16 protein-coding genes and 1 pseudogene are annotated in these 18,315 nt (G+C 55.8%); 6 read left to right on the top strand and 11 right to left on the bottom strand.

What is annotated here, in order from left to right; all coding sequences use genetic code 11:
- Positions 1-36 precede the first annotated feature (36 nt).
- The gene (edd, locus tag GYRE_RS16995; RefSeq protein ID WP_038256874.1) at positions 37-1,848 is read right to left on the bottom strand and encodes a phosphogluconate dehydratase; all 1,812 of its coding nucleotides are present in this window, start codon (positions 1,846-1,848) and stop codon (positions 37-39) included.
- Between the two features lie 237 nt (positions 1,849-2,085).
- A complete protein-coding gene (gene zwf / locus GYRE_RS16990; protein WP_006820403.1) occupies positions 2,086-3,561 on the bottom strand; it encodes a glucose-6-phosphate dehydrogenase in 1,476 nt (491 codons plus the stop codon).
- Between the two features lie 356 nt (positions 3,562-3,917).
- Here zwf and GYRE_RS16985 point away from each other — a divergent pair, with 356 nt between their 5' ends.
- Together GYRE_RS16985 and pyk are read left to right on the top strand one after the other, a co-directional pair.
- The gene (locus tag GYRE_RS16985) at positions 3,918-4,787 is read left to right on the top strand and encodes a MurR/RpiR family transcriptional regulator (RefSeq protein ID WP_006820405.1); all 870 of its coding nucleotides are present in this window, start codon (positions 3,918-3,920) and stop codon (positions 4,785-4,787) included.
- Between the two features lie 119 nt (positions 4,788-4,906).
- Positions 4,907-6,349 carry a pyruvate kinase gene (gene pyk / locus GYRE_RS16980; protein ID WP_006820406.1) on the top strand — a complete coding sequence of 481 codons (1,443 nt, stop codon included), beginning with the start codon at positions 4,907-4,909 and terminating at the stop codon, positions 6,347-6,349.
- A 43-nt stretch (positions 6,350-6,392) separates the two neighbouring features.
- Here the strand turns inward: pyk and lpxM are convergent, their stop codons facing one another.
- From lpxM to znuA, 3 genes are all read right to left on the bottom strand, one after another.
- Positions 6,393-7,379 (bottom strand): lauroyl-Kdo(2)-lipid IV(A) myristoyltransferase, encoded by a 987-nt coding sequence (lpxM, locus tag GYRE_RS16975; protein WP_038256871.1) that lies wholly within the window; start codon positions 7,377-7,379, stop codon positions 6,393-6,395.
- A 105-nt stretch (positions 7,380-7,484) separates the two neighbouring features.
- Positions 7,485-8,804, bottom strand: coding sequence for a murein DD-endopeptidase MepM (mepM, locus tag GYRE_RS16970; RefSeq protein ID WP_038256869.1), 1,320 nt, complete (start codon positions 8,802-8,804; stop codon positions 7,485-7,487).
- Positions 8,805-8,819: 15 nt separating this feature from the next.
- Positions 8,820-9,764: a zinc ABC transporter substrate-binding protein ZnuA gene (gene znuA, locus GYRE_RS16965; RefSeq protein ID WP_006820411.1), complete on the bottom strand. Its 945-nt coding sequence runs from the start codon at positions 9,762-9,764 to the stop codon at positions 8,820-8,822.
- Between the two features lie 78 nt (positions 9,765-9,842).
- Here znuA and znuC point away from each other — a divergent pair, with 78 nt between their 5' ends.
- Both znuC and znuB read left to right on the top strand, forming a co-directional pair.
- The gene (gene znuC, locus GYRE_RS16960) at positions 9,843-10,598 is read left to right on the top strand and encodes a zinc ABC transporter ATP-binding protein ZnuC (protein ID WP_038256867.1); all 756 of its coding nucleotides are present in this window, start codon (positions 9,843-9,845) and stop codon (positions 10,596-10,598) included.
- Positions 10,595-11,382 (top strand): annotated as a pseudogene (gene znuB / locus GYRE_RS16955) (zinc ABC transporter permease subunit ZnuB). Before znuC ends, znuB begins: the two are co-directional and overlap by 4 nt.
- Before the next feature lie 30 nt (positions 11,383-11,412).
- Here znuB and ruvB read toward each other — a convergent pair.
- From ruvB to aspS, 6 genes are all read right to left on the bottom strand, one after another.
- Positions 11,413-12,423, bottom strand: coding sequence for a Holliday junction branch migration DNA helicase RuvB (gene ruvB / locus GYRE_RS16950; protein WP_006820414.1), 1,011 nt, complete (start codon positions 12,421-12,423; stop codon positions 11,413-11,415).
- A gap of 8 nt (positions 12,424-12,431) precedes the next feature.
- Positions 12,432-13,043 carry a Holliday junction branch migration protein RuvA gene (ruvA, locus tag GYRE_RS16945; protein WP_038256864.1) on the bottom strand — a complete coding sequence of 204 codons (612 nt, stop codon included), beginning with the start codon at positions 13,041-13,043 and terminating at the stop codon, positions 12,432-12,434.
- Positions 13,044-13,122: 79 nt separating this feature from the next.
- The gene (ruvC, locus tag GYRE_RS16940; protein WP_038256862.1) at positions 13,123-13,644 is read right to left on the bottom strand and encodes a crossover junction endodeoxyribonuclease RuvC; all 522 of its coding nucleotides are present in this window, start codon (positions 13,642-13,644) and stop codon (positions 13,123-13,125) included.
- Positions 13,645-13,678: 34 nt separating this feature from the next.
- On the bottom strand, positions 13,679-14,419 hold the full coding sequence (locus GYRE_RS16935; protein WP_006820417.1) for a YebC/PmpR family DNA-binding transcriptional regulator: 741 nt from the start codon (positions 14,417-14,419) through the stop codon (positions 13,679-13,681).
- A gap of 27 nt (positions 14,420-14,446) precedes the next feature.
- The gene (nudB, locus tag GYRE_RS16930; RefSeq protein WP_006820418.1) at positions 14,447-14,890 is read right to left on the bottom strand and encodes a dihydroneopterin triphosphate diphosphatase; all 444 of its coding nucleotides are present in this window, start codon (positions 14,888-14,890) and stop codon (positions 14,447-14,449) included.
- 1 nt (position 14,891) lies between these two features.
- Complete coding sequence (aspS, locus tag GYRE_RS16925; protein WP_038256859.1) at positions 14,892-16,664, bottom strand: aspartate--tRNA ligase; 1,773 nt, start codon at positions 16,662-16,664, stop codon at positions 14,892-14,894.
- Between the two features lie 245 nt (positions 16,665-16,909).
- Here aspS and GYRE_RS16920 point away from each other — a divergent pair, with 245 nt between their 5' ends.
- Entirely contained in the window at positions 16,910-17,476 is a 567-nt protein-coding gene (locus GYRE_RS16920) for a hydrolase (protein ID WP_006820420.1), read from the top strand.
- The gene (locus GYRE_RS16915; protein WP_006820421.1) at positions 17,473-18,291 is read left to right on the top strand and encodes a DUF72 domain-containing protein; all 819 of its coding nucleotides are present in this window, start codon (positions 17,473-17,475) and stop codon (positions 18,289-18,291) included. The genes GYRE_RS16920 and GYRE_RS16915 overlap by 4 nt, the downstream gene beginning before the upstream one ends.
- The last annotated feature ends 24 nt before the right edge of the window (positions 18,292-18,315 follow it).

Genomic DNA, 18,315 nt, shown 5'->3' with positions numbered 1-18,315 from the left:
AGTTTTTCTCTCACCAGACAGTTAATTCGTGTCGTCTTAAAAAGTGATGCAGGTTGCACCCTGCTCAGCGCCGGACAGTTTTTCGCGCAGCGCACTAAACATTTCGCGGCCGGTACCGACGCGCGACGAGCTCAGGTCAGGAATATGCGGCTCGCGGGCAGCCAGTTCAGCTTCATCCACCAGCAGCGTCAGCTCACCGGTCTGGCCGTTAACGCGGATAATGTCCCCGTCACGGACCTTTGCCAGCAGGCCGCCATCGTAAGCCTCTGGCGTTACATGGATGGCTGACGGGACTTTACCCGACGCGCCGGAGAGTCGTCCATCGGTCACTAACGCAATTTTGAAACGGCGGTCCAATAATACACCTAATGGCGGCATAAGTTTATGTAATTCTGGCATGCCGTTGGCTTTTGGCCCCTGATGGCGCACCACCACCACGCAATCTTTATCGAGCAGACCGGCGTCAAACGCCGGTAACACGTCATGCTGGCTCTCAAAAACAATCGCCGGGGCTTCGATAACCTGATTCTCCACCGGCACCGCGGAGGTCTTCATTACCGCACGTCCCAGGTTACCGCTCAGCACTTTGGTTCCACCGTGGCGGGAGAATGGCTTTTCGAAAGTGGCAATTACGTCGGCGTCGAGCGAGGCGCTTGCCCCTTCACGCCAGTCCAGCTCACCGTTGTTGAGCCATGGCTCGAGGGTATAGCGCGACAGTCCGTGTCCGGCGACGGTATCAACATCTTCATGCAGCAAACCGCCTTTCAGCAATTCGCGGATAAGCACCGGCACGCCGCCCGCCGCCTGGAAGTGGTTGATATCGGCCGGGCCGTTTGGATACAGACGAGCCATCAGCGGCACCACGTCGGAAAGCTCAGAGAAGTCGTCCCAGTTAATAATGATCCCAGCAGCGCGGGCCATCGCCACCAGGTGCATGGTGTGGTTGGTCGAGCCGCCGGTTGCCAGCAGCGCCACAATACCGTTGACCACCACTTTTTCATCGAACATCTTGCCAAGCGGCATCCACGCATTCCCGTTTCCGGTCATACGCGTCACCTGGCGCGCCGCCGCGACGGTCAGTGCTTCACGAAGCTCTGCATCCGGATGGACGAACGAAGAGCCCGGCAGCTGCATGCCCATAAATTCAATCACCATCTGATTGGTGTTAGCGGTGCCATAGAAGGTACAGGTACCCGGTGCATGATAGGACGCCGCTTCAGACTCCAGCAACGCCATGCGATCGACCTTGCCTTCCGCATACAGCTGACGGATACGTACCTTCTCTTTATTTGCAAGACCGCTCGCCATCGGGCCAGACGGAACGAAAATAGACGGCAGATGACCGAACGACAGCGCCGCCATCGCCAGCCCCGGAACAATTTTGTCGCACACCCCAAGGTACAGCGCACCATCAAACATGTTGTGCGACAGCCCAACCGCCGCCGACATCGCAATAACTTCCCGGCTCAGGAGTGACAGCTCCATCCCATCCTGGCCCTGGGTGACGCCATCACACATTGCCGGTACACCGCCGGCGACCTGACCTACCGCATTCACGCCGTGCAGCGCTTTACGGATAATATCCGGGTAGCGCTCATACGGCTGATGGGCGGAGAGCATATCGTTATAGGAGGTAATGATGGCGATATTGTTACGCAGCATACTCTTCAGCGAAGCTTTATCGTCGGGCTGGCAGGCCGCAAAACCGTGGGCGAGGTTGCCACAGGCCAGCTGGGAGCGGTGCACAGTTTCGGTTTTCGCTTGGTTGACTCGGGCAAGGTAGGCCGCGCGGGTCTCGCGTGAGCGCTCAATAATTCGCTTTGTTACGCGTAACATTATCGGATTCATAGAAGCTCCTAAAATTGATATGTCCGGGCTTCGGTTATAGTAAGGCGCTTCGCAATGCGTCACACTGCTGAAATGCCTGATGGCCGTCGCTCAGGGGGGCAAAATCGCTTCAGCCAGTGTAATAAAAAAAGCTCCGTGGGTGAATCCGCACGGAGCTTAACAGAACAAATATTGATCTGGATTGTGTGTTAGATCATGTTACCGGTAAAATAACCGGTAACAGAGGGCGATTTTCGCTTACTCGAACTCGTTCCAGGAGCGGCCATCGCGGGTGATCATCGCCACCGAGGCGACCGGTCCCCAGGTCCCTGCCTGATACGGTTTTGGCGCATCCTGATCGGCGGCCCAGGCTTCGGTAATGGAGTCGACCCATTTCCACGCTTCTTCAACTTCATCACGACGCACAAACAGCGCCTGAATACCGCGCATGGTTTCCAGCAGCAGTCGTTCGTAAGCATCCGCGAGGTGCGTTTGATTGAAGGTCTCAGAGTAGCTCAGGTCAAGCTTGGTGGTTTGCAGGTTATGCTTGTGATCGAGGCCCGGCACCTTGTTAAGGATCTGAATGTCCACACCTTCGTCCGGCTGCAAACGAATCGTGAGCTTATTCTGCGGCAGCTCCTGCCAGGACTCTTTGAACAGGTTCAGTTCCGGGTTCTTGAAGTAGACCACCACTTCAGAACATTTGGTCGGCAGACGTTTGCCGGTGCGCAGGTAGAAAGGTACGCCCGCCCAGCGCCAGTCATCGATATCTACGCGGATAGCCACGAAGGTTTCGGTGTTGCTCTGCTTGTTGGCGCCCTCTTCTTCCAGATAGCCCGGGACTTTTTTGCCCTGCGCGAATCCGGCGGTGTACTGGCCACGCACGGTTTTCTCACGCACGTTAGACCTGTCAATACGGCGCAGAGACTTCAGCACCTTCACTTTGGCATCGCGGATGCTGTCGGCGGTGAGGTCTGACGGCGGGGACATCGCGATCATGCACAGGATCTGCAGCAGGTGGTTCTGGATCATGTCGCGCATCTGACCGGCCTGATCGAAGTAACCCCAGCGACCTTCGATACCCACCTCTTCCGCCACGGTGATTTCCACGTGATCGATAGTGCGGTTGTCCCAGTTATTGACGAACAGGGAGTTAGCAAAGCGCAGCGCCAGCAGGTTCAGTACCGTTTCTTTACCCAGATAGTGGTCGATACGGTAAACCTGGCACTCTTCAAAGTACTGCCCGACCTGGTCGTTAATTTCGCGGGAGGTTGCAAGCGACGTGCCCAGCGGTTTTTCCATTACCACGCGCGCCGGCTTGGCATTCAGTTTCGCCTCACCCAGCCCTTTGCAGATAGCGCCGAAGGTGCTTGGCGGCATGGCGAAGTAGTTGATGGTGACGCGCTCTTTCTGATCCAGCATTTTGCCAAGACGAGAAAAGGATTTGGTATCGTTAACGTCAAGATTGCAGAAATCCAGTCGGCCGCTCAGCGTTTCCCACAAACCTTCATCGATTTTCTCTTTCATGAAGGTTTCCAGGGCTTCCCGCACCACTTTGGTATAAGCGTCTTTATCCCAGTCAGCGCGCCCAACCCCGATGATACGGGTATCGGGGTTGATCTGACCCGCTTTTTCCAGCTGATACAGGGAAGGCAGCAATTTACGACGTGCCAGGTCACCCTTGGCGCCGAAAATAACCAGGTCACACGCCTGGGCTGTTTGCGTTACCGCCATATCGTTCTCCTCAGTTTGATTTCCTGGTGCTCAGGCCAGGTCTTCATTGTAATTTTCTTACGCAGCACTGTACTGTGTTTACGTCATTCCCGAAACCCTAATCCATCGTCCGCGCCGCTAAAGCGCATCCTTTGAAAAATAAAGCCAGAAGATTTCGGGCAAGTGGCTAATTTTGTTCGTTCTTTCAGCGTGAAAGCGGTTTCCAAAACACGACTCTGATCATGTAATGAAAAAAAACAACATATTTTGCCATTGTTCTTCGCTTTTCTCCCTTGTGCAGGGGTATATTCTTGCTAATAAGCCCATTGATTTCACCCATTACTGAAATCGTTTCCAATGATGAGCGTCTTGCACCAATGAACATGCTGGAAAAAATCCAGTCTCAACTGGAACACCTTAGCAAATCTGAGCGCAAAGTGGCGGAAGTTATCCTCGCCGCCCCTACTGATGCCATTCATTCGAGCATTGCGGCACTGGCCCTGGCGGCCGCCGTCAGTGAACCAACCGTGAACCGCTTTTGCCGAAGTCTGGGCACCCGTGGGTTCCCCGATTTTAAGCTGCACCTTGCCCAGAGCCTCGCTAACGGCACGCCGTATGTGAATCGCAACGTCGATGAAGACGACAGCGTTGAGGCTTACACCAGCAAGATTTTTGAATCAGCGATGGCAAGCCTCGATCACGTTCGCCAGTCGCTTGATATGAGCGCCGTCAATCGCGCGGTTGACCTGCTGACGCAGGCGAAAAAGATAGCCTTCTTTGGCTTAGGTTCGTCAGCCGCCGTGGCCCACGACGCAATGAACAAATTTTTCCGCTTCAACGTACCGGTGATTTATTCTGAAGACATCGTTTTGCAACGTATGAGCTGTATGAATTGCGCTGACGATGACGTGGTCGTGCTCATTTCCCATACCGGACGCACTAAAAGCCTCGTAGAACTGGCGCAGCTGGCGCGTGAAAACGATGCCATGGTCATTGCGATTACCTCGGCAAATACCCCGCTTGCCCGGGAGGCCTCTCTCGCCATTACCCTCGACGTGCCGGAGGATACCGACATTTATATGCCAATGGTTTCGCGTCTGGCGCAATTGACGGTGATCGATGTGCTGGCGACGGGTTTTACTTTACGCCGAGGGGCAAAATTCAGAGATAACTTGAAGCGAGTCAAGGAAGCGCTTCGGGAATCGCGTTTTGATAAGGACTTCCTTGTACACAGCGATAATCAATAAAAGCCGATAACAAAGCATTTTATTTTACATTCGGTACACTTACCTCACCGTGCAATTTAAGGTGAACACCGAATTCCTGTTCACGCAACACCAAAGTTGTCTATTCAACGGAGTATTACATGTCCAGAAGGCTTCGCAGAACCAAAATTGTCACCACATTGGGCCCGGCAACCGACCGCGATAATAACCTTGAAAAGATTATTGCCGCTGGCGCTAACGTAGTCCGGATGAACTTCTCCCACGGCACACCGGAAGACCATATGCTACGTGCCGACAAAGTGCGTGAAATCGCAGCCAAATTGGGACGTCACGTGGCGATCCTGGGCGATCTGCAGGGACCTAAGATCCGTGTTTCTACCTTCAAAGAAGGCAAAGTTTTCCTCAACATCGGCGATAAGTTCCTGCTCGATGCAAGCCTCGGTAAAGGCGAAGGCGATAAAGAGAAAGTGGGCATCGACTACAAAGGTCTGCCTGCCGACGTCGTACCCGGCGATATCCTGCTGCTCGACGACGGTCGCGTACAGCTGAAAGTACTGGAAGTTCAGGGTCTGAAAGTGTTCACGGAAGTGACCGTGGGCGGCCCGCTCTCCAACAATAAAGGTATCAACAAGCTGGGCGGTGGTCTCTCTGCCGAAGCCCTGACCGAAAAAGACAAAGCCGATATCAAAACCGCCGCACAGATTGGCGTGGACTATCTGGCCGTGTCCTTCCCGCGCTGCGGCGAAGACCTCAACTATGCCCGTCGTCTGGCACATGAAGCCGGCTGCGATGCCAAAATCGTGGCTAAAGTTGAGCGTGCAGAAGCCGTTTGCGACCAGGACGCCATGGATGACATCATCCTCGCCTCTGACGTGGTGATGGTGGCGCGCGGTGACCTCGGCGTTGAGATTGGCGACCCTGAGCTGGTTGGTATTCAGAAAGCCCTTATTCGCCGTGCCCGCCAGCTGAACCGTACCGTTATCACCGCCACCCAGATGATGGAGTCGATGATCACCAACCCGATGCCAACGCGTGCGGAAGTTATGGACGTAGCGAACGCCGTGCTTGATGGTACCGATGCCGTGATGCTGTCGGCAGAAACCGCTGCGGGCCAGTACCCGGCAGAAACCGTCGCCGCCATGGCGCGCGTGTGTCTGGGTGCAGAGAAGATCCCCAGCATCAACGTCTCTAAACACCGTCTTGATGTGCAGTTCGACAACGTGGAAGAAGCGATTTCCATGTCGGCCATGTACGCGGCGAACCATCTGAAAGGCGTCACCGCCATTATCACGATGACCGAGTCCGGACGTACCGCGCTGATGACGTCACGTATCAGCTCCGGTCTGCCTATCTTCGCCATGTCTCGTCACGAGCGTACGCTGAACCTGACCGCGCTGTATCGTGGCGTAACGCCGGTGCTGTTCAACAGCCCCAACGACGGCGTAGCCGCCGCGAACGACGCAGTGAACCTGCTGCGCGACAAAGGTTACCTGATGTCTGGCGACATCGTGATTGTGACCCAGGGTGATGTGATGAGCACCATCGGCTCCACCAACACCACCCGCGTGATGACCGTCGAGTAAGACTGAATCGGCTATAACAAAAAGCGCCCCGAGGGCGCTTTTTTTATTTCTTCTTCGGGAACAGCTCTTTGCGCTGGTAGGGCTCCACCTCGCCGGGCTTACGCGTTTTCAGCAGTTTTAAGATCCAGGTGTACTGCTCCGGATGCGGAGTGACAAAAATCTCCACCTCTTCGTTCATCCGGCGGGCGATGGTCGTATCATCGGCGGTCAGCAGATCGTCCATCGGCGGGCGGATCTCGACCGTCAGGCGATGCGTTTTACCGTCATAGACCGGGAACAGCGGCACCACGCGCGCGCGGCACACCTTCATCAGACGACCAATTGCCGGAAGCGTGGCTTTATAGGTACCGAAGAAGTCAACAAATTCGCTGTGCTCCTCGCCGTGATCCTGATCCGGCAGATAGTAGCCCCAGTAGCCCTGACGCACGGACTGGATAAACGGTTTAATACCGTCGTTGCGCGCATGCATACGCCCACCAAAACGGCGACGCACGGTGTTCCAGACGTAGTCGAAGACCGGATTCCCCTGGTTGTGGAACATCGCCGCCATCATCTGCCCTTCAGAGGCCATCAGCATCGCTGGAATGTCCACTCCCCAGCCATGCGGCACGAGGAAGATGACTTTCTCGTTGTTGCGCTGCATCTCTTCGATGATCTCTTTGCCCTGCCAGTCAACGCGCTGCATTACTTTCTTCGGATCGCGCAGGCCAAGCTCGGCCATCATCACCATCGCCTGTGGCGCGGTGGCATACATCGCATCAATCATTGCCTCCCGCTCCTGCTCGCTCTTCTCCGGGAAACAGTACAGCAGGTTAATTTGTGCGCGACGGCGAGAGCTGCGCGCCAGGCGGCCAACCAGCCTGCCGAGCTTGCCGAGAATCGGGTCACGCACCGACGGCGGCGTCAGCGCAATACCGGCGAACGCCACTACGCCCAACCAGGATCCCCAGTAGCGTGGATGTAAAAAGGACTTTTCAAACTTAGGGATAAACTCAATGTTATTTTTTTCGGTTCCATGCCTGGCCCACAAAGGTGACGCAAAAAATAAAGATAATGAGATAGTTTAGCGAGGTGCGCGCTATCGCACAAAAGAAAAAGCCGGTGCTGATGGCACCGGCCTGAGACTTAATGCTGATTAATCAAAACGCAGCTGCGGTACAACCTCTTTCACCTGCGCCAGATAATCACGACGATCGGCGCCGGTCAGCCCTTCGGTCATTGGCAGTTTCGCCGTTAACGGGTTGACCGCCTGCTGGTTGAGCCATACCTCGTAGTGCAGATGCGGGCCGGTAGAACGACCGGTATTGCCAGAGAGCGCAATGCGATCGCCACGTTTCACCTTCTGACCCGGTTTCACCAGCAGCTTACGCAGATGCATGTAGCGCGTGGTGTAGGTACGACCATGACGCAGCGCGACATAGTACCCGGCAGCGCCGCTACGTTTTGCGACCACCACTTCACCATCACCGACCGCCAGCACTGGCGTCCCCTGAGGCATCGCGAAATCGACGCCACGGTGCGGCGCAACGCGACCCGTTACCGGGTTCAGGCGACGTGGGTTAAAGTTTGACGAGACGCGGAACTGACGCGCGGTTGGGAAACGCAAGAAACCTTTCGCCAGACCGGTGGCGTTACGGTCGTAGAACTTCCCGTCTTCCGCGCGGATAGCGTAGTAATCTTTACCGTCAGAACGCAGACGCACGCCGAGCAGCTGGCTTTGTTCACGTTTGCCGTCGAGCATTTCACGCGACATCAGCACCGAGAATTCGTCGCCTTTTTTCAGCTTACGGAAGTCCATCTGCCACTGCATGGCTTTGATGACAGCGCTAATCTCGTTACTGGTTAATCCGGCATCACGGGCGCTACCAACGAAGCTTTCCCCCACGGTGCCTTTCATGGTGGTGTTAACCCAGTCCCCTTCCTGCGTCTCGCTGTCCATTTTGAAACCGTTGGCAACGCGTTCGTAGGTACGGGTTTCACGGCGCGACATCTCCCAGGTCAGACTCTGCAGATCGCCATCGGCGGTCAGGGTCCAGGAGAGCTGTTGACCAATTTTAAGATTACGCAATTCTTTATCGGCGGCGGCAAGCTGGGTGATATCGCCCATATCAATGCCGTACTGGTTCAGAATACTGCTGAGGGTATCACCGGTAGAGACAACATACTCGTGAACACCATCGTCGCTGGCGGACTTGTCGTCCAGCTCATCCTGAGGAATGGCTTCTTCTTCCTGAGGGGCCTGATCGATAGGCTCACTGGCCTCTGGTAAGAGTGAACGGACTTCGCTCTTTTCCAGTTCGATCGTTCTGACGATAGGTGCAGATTCAGGGTGGTAAACGTACGGTCGCCACACGGCGACCGCCAAAGTTAGAACAGTCAGCGACCCCAGCATGACGCGGTGAGGTCGCGGCAAATTATTAAATGCCAGGGCGACAGAGCGGGCTATCTGTTGCACGTATTCACTTCCTCATTAATCTCCCTTCAGGCAGCTCGCGTACTGGTTTGCCAGCTGGGTCAAAAACTGCGTATAGCTCGTTTTACCCAACTGTATGCTTGTTCCAAGAGGATCTAAGGTTCCCATGCGCACGGAAGTCCCCCTGGCAACAGCTTCAACGACGGCTGGCCTGAATTGTGGCTCAGCAAAAACGCATGTCGCTTTTTGCTCAACCAACTGTGTTCTTATTTCATGTAAACGCTGCGCACCAGGCTGGATTTCCGGGTTTACGGTAAAGTGCCCAAGTGGGGTCAGACCGTAGTGTTTTTCGTAGTAGCCATAGGCATCATGAAAAACGAAATACCCTTTTCCTTTCAGCGGTGCCAGCTCGTTGCTGACCTGCTTATCGGTTTGATTCAGACTTTCCTCAAACGCTTTCAGGTTGTCGTCCAGTTTGGCACGACGCTGCGGCATAAGTTCCACTAATTTGTCATGGATTGCAACCGCTGAGAGCCGCGCTATCTCTGGCGAAAGCCACAAATGCATGTTGTAGTCGCCGTGATGGTGATGTGCGTCACTTTTTTCAGAATTGTCGTGATCGTGACCGTGCTCATCGTGGTCGTCATCGGCCCCTTTCATGAGCAACGGTTTCACCGCGTCAAGCTGCGCAATCGTTACCTTTTTTTCAGGCGCAATGCTCTGCGTTGACTTGTCCATGAAGGCTTCCATTTCAGGACCAATCCACACCACTAAGTCTGCGTTTTGTAAGCGTTTTACATCAGATGGGCGTAGTGAATAATCATGCTCTGAAGCCCCGTCTGGCAGTAATACCTGGGTATCGGTGACCCCATCCGCGATGGCTGAAGCGATAAAGCCGAGAGGTTTAAGTGAGGCAACCACGGCGGCATTGACAGGCATAGCCACACTGGTCAAAAGAGCAGCAGAAATGCCAGCGCAAAGAAGCGTATTTTTATGTAACATAATGCGTCAATTAATCGTATTGATGGATGGGAATGTGATATTATAACATCCATCACTGAGTGCAACCCCTTTATTAAAATGACGAATCTGGTAACACTGGATAGTGTGTCGGTTGATTTTGGTCAACGACGCGTGCTCTCCAATATCTCCCTGGCCCTGGCGCCGGGCAAAATTCTTACGCTACTGGGGCCAAACGGCGCCGGTAAGTCGACGCTGGTGCGTATCGTGCTGGGGCTTATCGCCCCCACGGCCGGTACGCTCACGCGCGAAAATCATCTACGCATCGGCTATGTTCCGCAGAAGCTGCATCTGGATGCCACCCTGCCCCTCACCGTCAGCCGCTTTATGCGTCTGCGCCCGGGAACCCGGAAATCAGACATTCTGCCCGCCCTGAAACGCGTGCAGGCGGGTCATCTGGTTGATGCCCCCATGCAAAAGCTCTCCGGTGGCGAAACCCAGCGAGTGCTGCTCGCACGGGCGCTGCTTAACAGCCCCCAGCTGCTGGTGCTCGATGAACCGACACAGGGTGTCGACGTCAACGGCCAGGTGGCACTGTATGACCTGATTGACCAGCTGCGCCGCGAGCTCGACTGCGCGGTGCTGATGGTCTCTCACGATTTACATCTGGTGATGGCGAAAACCGATGAAGTGCTGTGTCTTAATCAGCACATCTGTTGTTCCGGCACCCCGGAAGTGGTCTCTATGCATCCGGAGTTTATTTCGATGTTTGGCTCTCGCGGTGCTGAGCAACTGGGGATCTACCGCCATCATCACAACCACCGCCACGATTTACAGGGCCGTATTGTTCTGCGCCGGGGAAATGGTCACTCATGATTGAACTGCTGTTACCCGGCTGGCTGGCCGGGATTATGCTCGCCTGCGCCGCGGGCCCGCTGGGCTCCTTTGTGGTCTGGCGTCGAATGTCCTATTTTGGCGATACCCTCGCCCACGCATCGCTGCTTGGCGTCGCCTTTGGCCTGCTGCTGGATGTGAATCCGTTTTATGCCGTTATTGCGGTGACGCTGCTGCTGGCCGCCGGGCTGGTGTGGCTGGAGCGTCGCCCGCATCTGGCGATAGGTACGCTGCTTGGGATTATGGCACACAGTGCCTGTCACTGGGCCTCGTGGTAGTGAGCCTGATGTCTGGCGTCCGGGTTGACCTGATGGCGTATCTGTTCGGCGATCTGCTAGCGGTGACGCCGCAGGATCTTATCTCCATCGCCCTGGGCGTGGTGGTGGTGGTCGGTATTCTGCTCTGGCAGTGGCGCAACCTGCTCGCGATGACCATCAACGCCGACCTGGCCTTCGTCGATGGCGTGAAGCTGCAGCGCACAAAGTTACTGCTGATGCTGGTGACGGCCCTGACCATCGGCGTGGCAATGAAGTTTGTCGGGGCGCTGATAATCACTTCTCTGCTCATTATCCCGGCGGCAACCGCTCGTCGCTTTGCCCGCACCCCTGAACAGATGGCGGCTATTGCGGTGGTCACAGGTATGATTGCGGTAACGGGAGGATTAACCTTCTCTGCGTTCTATGATACGCCGGCGGGCCCCTCGGTGGTCCTCAGCGCAGCGGTGCTGTTTATTCTCAGTATGATGAAGAAACAGCCCAACGCATAAAAACGAACACCGGCATTGGCCGGTGTTTTTTTATGGGGCTTCCGGTGGCTTAATCCCGAAGTGATCCCAGGCGCGCACCGTCGCCATGCGGCCTCGTGGAGTACGCATCAGAAAACCCTGCTGGATCAGATACGGCTCAAGCACGTCTTCAATCGTTTCGCGCTCCTCCCCGATAGCTGCCGCCAGGTTATCGAGCCCCACCGGGCCACCGAAGAATTTGTCGATCACCGCCAGCAGCAGCTTGCGGTCCATGTAATCAAACCCTTCAGCATCGACGTTGAGCATATCCAGCGCCTGCGCGGCGATATCGGCGGAAATGGTGCCATCATGGCGCACTTCAGAAAAATCACGCACGCGCCTCAGCAGGCGGTTGGCGATACGCGGGGTACCACGTGATCGGCGCGCCACCTCCAGCGCCCCTTCTTCGCTCATTTCAAGCCCCATATAGCGCGCGCTGCGCCCCACGATGTGCTGGAGATCGGGCACCTGATAAAACTCAAGACGCTGCACGATACCAAAGCGATCGCGCAGCGGTGAGGTCAGAGAGCCTGCGCGAGTCGTGGCGCCGATGAGGGTAAACGGCGGCAGATCGATTTTTATCGAGCGCGCCGCCGGACCTTCACCAATCATGATATCCAGCTGATAGTCTTCCATCGCCGGATACAGCACCTCTTCCACCACCGGGGAAAGACGGTGGATTTCATCGATGAACAGTACGTCATGAGGTTCAAGGTTAGTCAGCATCGCGGCCAGGTCGCCCGCTTTTTCCAGTACCGGGCCGGAGGTCGTGCGCAGGTTAACGCCCATCTCGTTAGCCACAATATTGGCAAGCGTGGTTTTACCCAACCCCGGAGGGCCGAAAATCAGCAGATGATCGAGCGCATCGCCGCGCAGTTTGGCGGCCTGGATGAAAATCTCCATCTGCGAGCGAACCTGCGGCTGGCCGATGTACTCTTCCAGTAATTTCGGGCGAATGGCGCGGTCAGCCACTTCTTCTACATTACTGCTGCCCGCCGAAATCAGCCTGTCTGCTTCAATCATTCTTTACCTCACAACGCGGCGCGGAGCGCTTCACGGATCAGGGTTTCACTGCTGGCATCGGGTTTCGCAATCTTGCTGACCATGCGGCTGGCTTCCTGCGGCTTGTAGCCCAGCGCTACCAGCGCTGCCACGGCTTCCTGCTCGGCGTCGTCTGCGCCAGGACCCGCCGGAGAGGTCAGCACCAGATCGGCCGCCGGGGTGAACAGATCGCCATGCAGACCTTTGAAGCGGTCTTTCATCTCAACGATGAGTCGCTCAGCCGTTTTCTTGCCGATGCCCGGCAGTTTCACCAGCGCGGCGGCCTCTTCGCGTTCCACCGCGTTGACGAACTGCTGCGCCGACATGCCGGAGAGGATCGCCAGCGCCAGTTTTGGCCCAACGCCGTTGGTTTTAATCAATTCACGGAACAGGGTGCGCTCCTGCTTGTTATTAAAACCAAACAGCAGCTGTGCATCTTCACGCACCACAAATTGGGTAAAGATGATGGCTTCCTGCCCGACTTCCGGCAGTTCATAGAAACAGGTCATCGGCATATGGACTTCATAGCCCACCCCACCGGCTTCCAGCAGGACTAACGGGGGTTGTTTTTCAAGAATAATGCCTCTGAGTCTGCCTATCACATGACGCTCCTGCGTAAAAAGTCGGGTTACTGGGGGACATAATAGAAAAAGGCTGGATAGATATCCAGCCTGATTTTAATTAGCGAAGTCTTCCGCGAGCCAGATTGAGCCGCGATTCACTTATCTGCATCGCGTTCTGGCTGACATGACAGTGGGTAATGGCAATCGCCAGCGCATCGGCGGCATCCGCCTGCGGGTTAGCGGGCAATTTAAGCAAGGTGCGCACCATATGCTGTACCTGGCTTTTTTCGGCGCTACCGATACCGACAACCGTCTGCTTCACCTGCCGCGCAGCGTACTCAAACACCGGCAGATCCCGATTCACTGCCGCAACAATGGCCACACCACGCGCCTGTCCGAGCTTCAGCGCCGAATCGGCGTTTTTGGCCATGAAGACCTGCTCAATGGCAAAGTAGTCTGGCTGGAACTGGGTGATGATTTCCGTCACCCCGGCGTAAATCAGCTTCAGGCGCGAAGGCAGGTCATCAACCTTAGTACGAATACAGCCGCTACCAAGATAGGTCAACTGCCGCCCAACCTGGCGGATCACGCCGTAACCGGTGACGCGTGAGCCCGGGTCAATGCCGAGAATAATGGCCATCACGCGTCTCCCGTAAACGGTTTACACGATCTCATCAGAGAGTCGCTGCAACCTCATCAGAGATTTCACCATTGTGGTAAACTTCCTGCACGTCGTCGCAGTCTTCGAGCATATCGATAAGACGCAGCAGTTTTGGCGCGGTTTCCGCATCCATGTCCGCTTTGGTCGACGGGATCATAGACACTTCAGCGTTGTCTGCTTTCAGGCCAGCGGCTTCCAGCGCATCACGCACGGCGCCCATCTCTTCCCAGGCGGTGTACACGTCGATTGCGCCATCGTCAAAGGTCACAACGTCTTCAGCACCAGCTTCCAGCGCCGCTTCCATAATCACGTCTTCGTCCCCTTTTTCGAAGGAGATAACGCCTTTTTTGCTGAACAGGTAAGCAACGGAGCCATCGGTGCCCAGGTTGCCACCGGTTTTGGTGAAGGCATGACGCACTTCGGCAACGGTACGGTTACGGTTGTCGGAGAGGCATTCCACCATCACCGCCGTGCCGCCAGGACCGTAACCTTCATAAATGATGGTTTCCATGTTCGCATCTTCGTCACCGCCAACGCCGCGCGCGATAGCACGGTTCAGGGTGTCACGCGTCATGTTGTTAGACAGCGCTTTATCGATAGCTGCACGCAGACGCGGGTTAGAAGCCGCATCGCCGCCGCCCAGACGCGCTGCTGTTACCAGCTCGCGAATGATTTTGGTGAAAATTTTACCGCGCTTGGCATCCTGAGCAGCCTTGCGGTGTTTGGTGTTGGCCCATTTACTATGACCTGCCATAAAAATATCTCCAATAAACCGTCTGTCTCAGACGGTATGAATTACAAATTCTTCAATCGCCTGCTGGTTGCTCCACGATTTGGTCATCCCGGCGGCATCGGCCGCGTCCACCCAGCGGTAAGCCAGATGTTCAGTCAGGATCACTTCTCGCTCGTGGGGAAGCGCAAGACAGAACCAGAATTCTGTATTGCGCTCAATGCCCGGCGCATAGCGATGACGTAAATGCGGAAAAATCTCGAACTCCACCGTACGCTGACAGTCAATTAAGGCCAGCGGTTCAGCCGCCACGTCAATGGCGACCTCTTCCTTTACTTCACGCGCGGCGGCAAACGACGCTGACTCCCCTTCCTCCAGGCTGCCGGTTACCGACTGCCAGAATTCAGGATCGTCGCGTCGCTGTAGCATCAGCACCCGTTTCGTGTCCTGGGCATAGATAACGACAAGGATAGAAACGGGACGCTTATATGCCATATCAGTTGTTCTCTGCCTTCTTGACCACATCGATACCCAGCTCAGCCAGCGCCGCCGGATTCGCCACGCTCGGTGCTTCTGTCATCAGACAGGCCGCTGCGGTGGTTTTCGGGAAGGCGATAACGTCACGGATGTTATCGGTGCCGGTCAGCAGCATGGTCAGACGGTCAAGACCGAACGCCAGGCCCGCATGCGGCGGAGTACCGTATTTCAGTGCATCCAGCAGGAAGCCAAACTTCTCGCGCTGCTCTTGCTCATTGATACCCAGAATGCCGAACACCGTTTGCTGCATTTCGCCGCTGTGAATACGTACGGAACCACCGCCCACTTCGTAGCCGTTGATAACCATATCGTAGGCATTCGCCACCGCATCTTCCGGCGCTGCTTTCAGCTCTGCCGCGCTCATGTCTTTTGCGGAGGTGAACGGGTGGTGCATTGCGGTCAGGCCGCCTTCACCGTCGTCTTCAAACATCGGGAAGTCGATAACCCACAGCGGTGCCCACTTGCTTTCGTCGGTGATGCTGAGGTCTTTACCCAGCTTCAGACGCAGTGCGCCCATCGCGTCGGCAACCACTTTCTTGTTATCCGCGCCGAAGAACACCATGTCGCCGTCCTGGGCGCCAGTGCGCTCAAGGATAGATTCTACGATTTCAGCGTTCAGGAACTTCGCTACCGGGCTGGTAATACCTTCCAGACCTTTTGCACGTTCGTTGACTTTAATATAAGCCAGACCTTTCGCGCCGTAGATCTTGATAAAGTTGCCGTAGTCATCAATCTGCTTACGGCTCAGGCTTGCTCCGCCCGGTACGCGCAGTGCAGCCACGCGGCCTTTCGCGTCGTTTGCCGGGCCCGCGAATACCGCGAACTCAACGTTTTTCAGCAGGTCAGCAACGTCCACCAGCTCCATCGGGTTACGCAGATCCGGCTTATCGGAACCGTAACGACGCTCGGCTTCTGCAAAGGTCATGATCGGGAATTTACCGAGATCAACGCCCTTCACTTCCAGCCACAGCTGGTGTACCAGCGCTTCCATCACTTCACGCACCTGCGGCGCGGTCATGAAGGAGGTTTCCACATCGATCTGGGTGAACTCAGGCTGACGGTCAGCACGCAGGTCTTCGTCACGGAAGCATTTAACAATCTGATAGTAGCGGTCAAAACCGGACATCATCAGCAGCTGTTTGAACAGCTGTGGTGACTGCGGCAGCGCGTAGAATTTGCCTTTATGTACGCGAGACGGTACCAGGTAGTCGCGCGCGCCTTCCGGCGTCGCTTTGGTCAGCATCGGGGTTTCGATATCGAGGAACCCGTGATCGTCCATAAAGCGGCGCACGAAGCTGGTGATTTTCGCACGGGTTTTCAGGCGCTGAGCCATTTCCGGGCGACGCAGATCGAGGTAGCGGTACTTCAGACGCGCTTCTTCGGTGTTAACGTGATTCGAGTCGAGCGGCAGCGATTCTGAACGGTTGATGATAGTCAGACTGGAGGCCAGAACCTCGATTTCGCCGGTCGCCATTTCCGCGTTGATGTTCTTTTCGTCACGCGCGCGTACGGTGCCGGTTACCTGAATGCAGAACTCATTACGCAGTTCAGAGGCTAACTTCAACGCATCCGCACGATCCGGATCGAAGAACACCTGTACGATGCCTTCGCGGTCGCGCATGTCGATAAAAATGAGGCTACCGAGATCACGACGGCGGTTGACCCAACCACACAGAGTCACCTGCTGTCCAACGTGGGACTGTCGAAGCTGTCCGCAATATTCTGTACGCATGAGATATCCCTTAACTTAGCCGTCGGCACAACTGTCGCAGCTTTAGCTGATGTCACAACTGGATGAAAAAAGGGGGCTATTATACTGGAAATTCTGCCGCGCGATAAGAGCGATGCATACCAGACGCGCGTTTGCTGTACGCTTATTGCGCCCTCTCACAAAAATTAACAAAATTTGTTACGCTTAGGTGAAGCATCAGGCCGTATTGTTAGCCTCCTAACAATGTGATTACACGGGAATTGACAATGACAGAACTGAACGCCAACACCACCGCGCTGGTGGTTATCGATTTGCAGGAAGGCATTTTACCTTTCGCTGGTGGCCCACATACCGCCTCTGACGTTGTCACTCGTGCGGCGAAACTGGCGGAAAAATGCCGCCAGAAAGGTGCCCCCGTGGTGATGGTACGGGTCGGCTGGTCGGCTGACTACGCCGAAGCGTTGAAGCAGCCGGTTGATGCCCCGGCCCCTGCCCGTGCGCTGCCGGATAACTGGTGGGTTTACCCGCAGGCGCTCGGTAAACAAGACCGCGACATCGAAGTCACTAAACGCCAGTGGGGCGCGTTTTACGGTACCGACCTTGAGCTGCAGCTACGCCGTCGCGGTATCGACACTATTATTCTTTGCGGTATCTCTACCAATATCGGCGTGGAGTCTACCGCCCGCAACGCCTGGGAACTGGGCTTCAATCTGATCGTCGCGGAAGATGCCTGCAGCGCCGCCAGCGCCGAACAGCATCTGGGCAGCATGACCCACATCTTCCCGCGCATTGCGCGAGTCCGCAGCACAGAGGAGATCCTCGCGGCGTTATGATTTACATCGGATTGCCGCAGTGGTCGCACCCGAAATGGGTGCGACTTGGGATCACCAGCCTCGAAGAGTATGCCCGCCACTTTAACTGTGTGGAGGGCAACACCACGCTCTACGCCCTGCCGAAAGCAGAGATCGTCCAGCGCTGGCACCAGCAGACTACGGATGATTTTCGCTTTTGCTTTAAGTTTCCGGCGACCATTTCTCATCAGGCGGCGCTGCGCCACTGCGGCGAGCTGACCGAGGAGTTCTTCTCCCGTATGGCACCGCTTGAGTCGCGCATCGGCCAGTACTGGCTGCAGCTGCCAGCACGGTTTTCCCCGGAGGATCTCCCCGCCCTGTGGCATTTTCTCGATGGATTACCGGACGCATTCCGCTATGGCGTTGAAGTACGCCATCCGCTGTTCTTCGCCAAAGGCGCCGAGGAGAAAGCGCTCAACCAGGGTCTGCACCAGCGCGGCATCAACCGGGTGATACTCGACAGCCGCCCGGTGCATCAGGCGCTGCCGCACAGCGAAGCGATTATTGACGCGCAGCGTAAAAAGCCGAAAGTGCCGGTGCATGCCGTCGTGACCGCCGAAAACCCGATGGTGCGCTTTATCGGCAGCGATAACATGCAGCAAAATCGCGAACTGTTTGCAGTATGGCTAAAAACGCTGCCACAGTGGGCAAACAGTACGACGCCTTATCTGTTTTTACATACCCCGGACATCGCTCAGGCACCCGAACTGGTTGATACACTATGGCCGGATTTACAACGCGCGCTCCCGGAACTTGGCGCTGCGCCCGCTATTCCACAGCAATCTTCATTATTCTGATATATGATAGACAGTGCCATCTGC

This window comes from Yokenella regensburgei ATCC 49455 (assembly GCF_000735455.1).
GTDB classification, from domain to species: domain Bacteria; phylum Pseudomonadota; class Gammaproteobacteria; order Enterobacterales; family Enterobacteriaceae; genus Yokenella; species Yokenella regensburgei.
This window is presented reverse-complemented; position numbering and strand designations above follow the sequence as displayed.